We start from the raw sequence: 6,297 nt of genomic DNA, 5'->3' as shown, positions 1-6,297 counted from the left end.
CGAGAAGACGCTGCGCGGTGTCGGCGGTGGCCCGGCGCAGCAGGTGCTCGAGGACGGCCTGCTCGCGCCCCTCCTCGCCGGACTCGAACTCCAACTTGCCGCGCAGCACGTCGATCACCGTGCCGAGGTCCACCACGCGTGCCACGGGCTCCTGTTCACCGAGCACCGCCGCCCGGTGCCGCGCGGATGCCGCCACGGTCTCGGCGGCCGCGATCGCAAACCGTGCGGACACCCCGGATCGTTGGTCGATCGAATTCGATTCGCGCAGGCTGCGGGCGAACCGCGCCAAGATCTGCAGCAGGTACTCGGGCACCTCGGCGGCCAGGTGGGCCTCCTGGTTGATGACACCGATCTCGGCGTCCAACTCGAGCGGGTAGTGCGTGCGGATCTCCGCCCCGAACCGGTCCTTGAGCGGGGTGATGATGCGGCCGCGGTTGGTGTAGTCCTCGGGGTTGGCGCTGGCCACGACGAGCACATCGAGGGGCAGCCGCAGCGTGTAGCCGCGCACCTGGATGTCGCGCTCCTCCATCACGTTGAGCATCGCCACCTGGATGCGCTCGGCGAGGTCGGGCAGTTCGTTGACCGCGACGATGCCGCGATGCGCGCGGGGGATCAGCCCATAGGCGATGGTTTCCGGATCACCGAGGCTGCGCCCCTCGGCGACCTTGATCGGGTCGATGTCGCCCACCAGGTCGGCAACGCTGGTGTCCGGGGTGGCCAGCTTCTCGGTGTAGCGCTCGCTGCGATGTCGCCAGGCGATCGGCAGATCGTCTCCGGAGTCCGCCGCTCGGCGGATCGACTCCGGGGTGATCGGGCTGTAGGGGTGCTCGGCGAGTTCCGCGCCGGCGATGACAGGGGTCCACTCGTCCATCAGACCGGTCAGCGCGCGCAGCAGCCGGGTCTTGCCCTGACCGCGTTCGCCGAGCAGCACGACGTCGTGCCCGGCGATCAGCGCGCGTTCCAGCTGAGGGATGACGGTGTCCTCGAAACCGAGGATGCCCGTCCAGACGTCACGCCCTTCCGCGAGCGCGACCAGCAGATTCTCCCGCATCTCGGCCTTGACGCCGCGTTCCTGATGTCCGGATGCGCGCAGCTCGCCGACGGTGCGTGGGAGGTCGTTAGGTGAAGTCACCACTCCACGCTACGACTGCTGTCGAGTTGCGGCACGGCTGGCATCCCGGCTGGGCTTCTCAGACGGCCTTGGTGACGCCGTAGTAGGCGACGATGTCGTCGGTGTCTGTGGTCGAACTGGTCAAGATGGCGTACGAACGCAGGAACGACTGGCCGGCGCAGCCGTCGATCATGATGTGGACGTCTTTGACGGTGACTCGAGTCGAGGTGCCGCTGAACTCCTTCTCCAGCACCCTGACCTGCTCGACCCGGCCGGGCAGGAGGACGACCTCGACCGAACCACCGATGCCGATGCCGATGTCGTCGTCCAACGCCAACGACAGGGAGTCCACACCGATATCGCCACTCAGCGAGACCTTTGTCGAGGTTGATGCCGCAGCCGATCTGATAACCGACCTCCAGAGTTCCGCCGGCCAGTTCCGTGCTTCCCGAGCCCTCGACGGCGCCCGAGAACGTACCCGCCGTCAGATACTCCCGCGACGAGAGCGCCGTGGTCAGCGGCGGCACCGGCACCTGGGATTCGTTCGTCGCGGCCAGTGTCAGCGTCCAGCCGTCGGGGGTCGCGACGACCTGCGGCGGAGCGGACTGGACGAGACCGGGGTCCGGAGCCGGGGCCGGATTGGCGACCGGCTCTGCAGGCGGCGCCGGTGGCGGGGTGGGTGGTTGCGCCGACGCGAGTGGTGCCGTCGCGCCGGGGACCAGCACCCAAGCCACCGTCAGCGCGATGAGTCGAAGCACCATGGTTGCCTGGAGGCCTTTCGCCATGGCGATCACACGACCTTCGTCACGCCGAGATAGGTGACGACGTCTTCGGTGTCCTCGGTCGAGACGGCCAACGTCGCATACGAGCGGATGAACGACTGACCGGCACACCGATCGAAGTTGACGCGCAAACCGGTTACGGTGACCCGTGTTTCGGTGCCCTCGAATCTCTTCGCGGCGACGTCGACGACATTGACCTCCCCCGGGAGCAGATCTATCCCCCCGCCGAGTTCGATGTCGGCGTCGAGAACGTCGAAGGGGACGTTGACGTCGAAGCCGCCCCCGACTTCGATTCCGATCTCGTCCGCCAGGATCCCGCAGCCGATCTGATACCCGGCCTCGAGGGTTCCGCCGGTGAGCTCCGTGGAGCCCTCCCCCGTGACGTTCCCGATGAACGTGCCGCTGACCAGGTACTCACGCGACGAGACCGCGGTCGTCAGCGGCGCCACGGGTACCTGTGATTCATCAACCGCGTGCACCTCGACGTGCCAGCCGTCGGGAGTGTCCAAGATCCCCGGCGCCCCGGAAAGGACGGCACCGGACGGCGGGGCCGATAACGGATCGGCGACCGGCTCGGCAGGTGGCACCGGAGGCGGCGGGACCGGCTGCCCTGCGGCGAGTGGCGCGAACAAGGCCGGGATCAGCAGGCAGACCGCCGCCACGGTGAGAGATCGAAGCAACACCGTGGTGTCGCGGCGTCCCGCCATCGCGGCCTCCCCTCGTCGCGCAGTCGCGGGAATCGCACGGTGAGAATCATCAGGCGCCCGGTGACACCAACTATAAACGGAGCGTCCCCACCTCCCGCCGGCTCTTGCATCGTCCGTTGCTCTGTATTTGCGGGCGCGTTGCGGAATCCCGGCCATGGCCCGAATGCGCTTGCAATACGGTGGTAGTCGTGAGATCGGGGTCGTCACACGTGCGTGGGCAAGCGCGGGCCGCCGCGCTCGTGGTGTTCGGTCTCGCGCTGAGCGGAGCGGCCATCGCCTCCGCGGATCCGGGTCAACCGCCCGCCCCCGCGTCCGCGGTCGCGTGCGAGCGGTTCGCCGGGGCATGGCGTGTCTCGTCGGCCTACTACAACGCGTTCGCCTACTCGATCGCCGGCAACGGTGCGTACGTCGACTATCAGGACCCGACAGTCAGGGGCAACAACGTCGACGGTCGAACCGCGCTGCGCAAAGCCGCCGCTGAGGCGCTGAGTGCATCGGGTACGCCCGGTCTGGCGCCGGAGATCGCGGCTCCGATGCGGTCGTGGTCACTGCGCGCGACGAAGCTGCTGCTGGCCATGGGGCTGCACGGCAACGGCGACACTCTCAACGCGGCGGCCACCGAACTCAACATGGACGCCACCGATACCAAAATGGCCTGCGCCCAAGCCGGAGCGCGCACCTGAGGCCGCCTCGCTGACGACGCCTACGGAACGGTCGTGCCGCCGGCACCGGGCGCGAGGCCGGGTGTGTCTGTGACGTCCTGCTCGAACCACTGTTGACCGAGGTCACCGGGTGAGGGACTCGGCGTGAACAACGCCGAGCAGGCATTGGTGATGGGATCCAATTGTTCGCCGTGCGGGCACTGCGCCATAGGCGTGCCCGTTGCCGGCCTCGAGCCTTCGAGGACGCCGATCATCGGCGCGACGGCGAACGCGGCAGCGACTCCGGCCAGGGCAGCCAACCGACGCGGAGAAATCGCCATGGCATGCTCCCTGTCTGTGTCCCTGCCGGGAGTCTATCCAAATGTGCCCGAGATACTGCGGATTCGGACGAATCGTCCCCGGCGGCAGGGTTCCTCAGTGCGCGAAGTGACGCGCCCCGGTGAGGTAGAGCGTGACGCCGGCTGCCTCGGCGGCGGCGGTCACCTCGTCGTCGCGCACCGAACCTCCGGGATGCACGACGGCCTTCACCCCGGCCCGCATCAGGGTCTCGAGGCCATCGGGGAACGGGAAGAATGCATCGGAGGACGCCACCGCCCCCTGGGTCCGGTCGCCGGCCCGCTCGACCGCCAGCCGGGCCGCGTCCACCCGGTTGACCTGACCCATGCCGACACCGACGGTGGCGCCGTCCCTGGCGACGACGATCGCGTTGGACTTGACCGCCCGGCAGGTCCGCCACGCGAACACCAGATCCGCGAGCGTCGTCGGATCAGCCGGAGAGCCGGTCGCCAACGTCCAATTGACGGGGTCATCGCCGGCGGCGTCCACCGCATCCCGCTGCTGGAGCAGGAGGCCGCCGCTGATCTGCCGGAACTCGGTGCCTCCCGACTGCGGCTCGGAGGCGACGAGCACGCGGATGTTCTTCTTGCGGGCAAGGACTTCCACCGCGCCGGGTTCGTAGGCGGGCGCGATGATCACCTCGGTGAAGATGCCCGCGACGGTTTCGGCCATCTCGACGGTGACCTCGGTGTTGGCCGCGATCACCCCACCGAATGCCGACAGCGGGTCACATTCGTGTGCCTTGTGATGGGCGTCGGCCACCGAAACCGAGGACACTGCGATGCCACACGGGTTGGCGTGCTTGATGATCGCCACGCAGATGTCCTCGTGGTCGAACGCCGCACGCCACGCCGCATCGGCGTCGGTGTAGTTGTTGTAGGACATCTCTTTGCCGTGCAGCTGCTCGGCCTGCGCCAGTCCCGGCCACGCACCGTCGTCGCCGTAGAGTGCGGCCTGCTGGTGCGGATTCTCGCCGTACCGCAACACCGCTGTGCGTCGGTACGTCGCGCCCAGCCATGGCGGTAGCGACGCCGGCGCCTCCCCGCCTTCGGGAGCCAGTACCGACTCCATCCAGGACGCCACCGCCACGTCATATTCCGCGGTGTGCCGGAATGCCAACGACGCCAGCTTCTTTCGCTCGTCGAGGGTGAATCCGCCGGCCCGCACCGCGGCCAGCACCCCGTCGTAGCCGAGCGGATCGACAACTACCGCGACGCTCGGATGATTCTTGGCGGCCGCGCGCACCATCGAGGGACCGCCGATGTCGATCTGTTCCACACACTCGTCGACGCCCGCCCCTGAGTTGACGGTCTGAGTGAACGGGTACAGGTTCACCACCACGAGTTCGAATGCCGCCACGCCGAGTTCGGCGAGCGCCGCGACGTGCTCGGGCTTGCGCTGATCGGCGAGCAGTCCGGCGTGCACATGGGGATGCAGGGTCTTGACCCGGCCGTCGAGCACCTCGGGGAAACCGGTGACGTCCTCGACCGGGGTCACCGGAATACCGGAATCGGCAATGGTTTTGGCGGTCGAACCGGTGGACACGATGTCCACGCCGGCCGCGTGCAGACCCTGCGCGAGCGCGACGAGACCCGACTTGTCGTAGACGCTGATCAGTGCACGACGGATCCGCCGCCGGCCCTCGTTCTCGCTCATCCTATGGTCGCCTTTCGTCCCGTCCACGTCACGCCGCCAAATGCCAACGCCGCCAGTACATCCACCAGCAGGTCTCTCTCGATCACCTTGATCCGTTCGTGCAGAGTCGCCTCGTCGTCGCCGTCGAGCACAGGGACAGCCTGCTGGGCGAGGATCGGCCCGGTATCGGTGCCCGCGTCGACCAGGTGAACCGTGCAGCCGGTGACCCTGACTCCGTAGGCCAGCGCGTCACGGACCGCGTGCGCGCCGGGGAATGCGGGCAGCAACGCAGGGTGGGTGTTGACCACCCGCGCGGGAAATCTCGAAAGAAAGCTGGGTCCAACGATTTTCATGAATCCGGCCGACACCACCAGGTCGGGCTGGTGCTCAGCCGTCGCCTCGGTCATGGCGGAGTCCCAGGCAGCCCGGTCCGGATGGTCGCCGAGCGGAACCGTGAACGTCGGCACCGACGCAGCGGCAGCGATGTCCAGAGCGGCGCACGTGCGATCGGTTCCGAGCGCCACCACTCGAGCCGGATAGTCGCCGACGGCAGCTCTCAGCAGTGACGCGAACAGCGAACCCGCGCCTGATGCGAGCACCACCACCCGCGCCGGCGCGCTCGGGGGCACTCGGACCGCTGGCTGCACGCCTGAGAGCCTAATGGGTGGCTAACCGGCGGTTCCTCCGCGGTGGCCGCCATCAGGGGAGTCCGCGTCGTCTACGACGCCGGGGCCATATTGTTCGTCTACGACGAAGTGCTCCTCAGGGTCCAGCTCATCCAACGGTGGCACCTCGTCGAGCACCGGAGGCGGCACGGGCTCGGCGTCGACCACCGGGGCGGGTTCGGACTCGTCGTCGACGACGATCGCGACGGTCGCAGGGTCGATGTCGGCCGGGTCGACCTCGGAGGTGACCGGGTCGGACTCATCGACCTCGGTCTCGGAGACGTCCGCTGCGGCACCAACGTCGGCGGCGACTTTCGGACGGCGCACCCGCGGCCGGAATCCCCCCGACATCGCGACGGTCAGCGCGCCGATGCCTGCGAACCACACGAAGACCCCGGG

General features: G+C 68.3%; 6 protein-coding genes and 2 pseudogenes. 1 reads left to right on the top strand and 7 read right to left on the bottom strand.

The genetic code is table 11. The annotated features are described in order from the left end of the window. The 3 genes and pseudogenes from WA965_RS01940 to WA965_RS01930 form a co-directional block, all read right to left on the bottom strand. The coding region (locus tag WA965_RS01940) for a sigma 54-interacting transcriptional regulator (protein WP_526446978.1) at positions 1-1,132 on the bottom strand (1,132 nt) is incomplete at its 3' end. A gap of 58 nt (positions 1,133-1,190) precedes the next feature. Then, positions 1,191-1,872 (bottom strand): annotated as a pseudogene (locus tag WA965_RS01935) (MspA family porin). Positions 1,873-1,901: 29 nt separating this feature from the next. Next, a complete protein-coding gene (locus WA965_RS01930; protein WP_526298539.1) occupies positions 1,902-2,573 on the bottom strand; it encodes an MspA family porin in 672 nt (223 codons plus the stop codon). 215 nt (positions 2,574-2,788) lie between these two features. Here WA965_RS01930 and WA965_RS01925 point away from each other — a divergent pair, with 215 nt between their 5' ends. Next, positions 2,789-3,283 carry an Rv2240c family protein gene (locus WA965_RS01925; RefSeq protein ID WP_526298527.1) on the top strand — a complete coding sequence of 165 codons (495 nt, stop codon included), beginning with the start codon at positions 2,789-2,791 and terminating at the stop codon, positions 3,281-3,283. Positions 3,284-3,303: 20 nt separating this feature from the next. Here WA965_RS01925 and WA965_RS01920 read toward each other — a convergent pair whose 3' ends face one another. From WA965_RS01920 to WA965_RS01905, 4 genes and pseudogenes are all read right to left on the bottom strand, one after another. Beyond that, complete coding sequence (locus WA965_RS01920; RefSeq protein WP_526298529.1) at positions 3,304-3,582, bottom strand: hypothetical protein; 279 nt, start codon at positions 3,580-3,582, stop codon at positions 3,304-3,306. 94 nt (positions 3,583-3,676) lie between these two features. Further along, entirely contained in the window at positions 3,677-5,254 is a 1,578-nt protein-coding gene (gene purH, locus WA965_RS01915) for a bifunctional phosphoribosylaminoimidazolecarboxamide formyltransferase/IMP cyclohydrolase (protein ID WP_526298531.1), read from the bottom strand. Then, positions 5,251-5,880, bottom strand: a complete 630-nt coding sequence (purN, locus tag WA965_RS01910) for a phosphoribosylglycinamide formyltransferase (RefSeq protein WP_526298533.1) — start codon at positions 5,878-5,880, stop codon at positions 5,251-5,253. Before purN ends, purH begins: the two co-directional genes overlap by 4 nt. A 21-nt stretch (positions 5,881-5,901) precedes the next feature. Further along, positions 5,902-6,297 (bottom strand): annotated as a pseudogene (locus tag WA965_RS01905) (hypothetical protein); the annotation flags it as partial.

It is taken from the genome of Mycobacterium sp., assembly GCF_049683935.1.
In the GTDB taxonomy this organism is placed as follows: domain Bacteria; phylum Actinomycetota; class Actinomycetes; order Mycobacteriales; family Mycobacteriaceae; genus Mycobacterium.
Note: the sequence above shows the minus strand (reverse complement) of the source record. Positions and strands in the feature narration are given on the sequence as shown.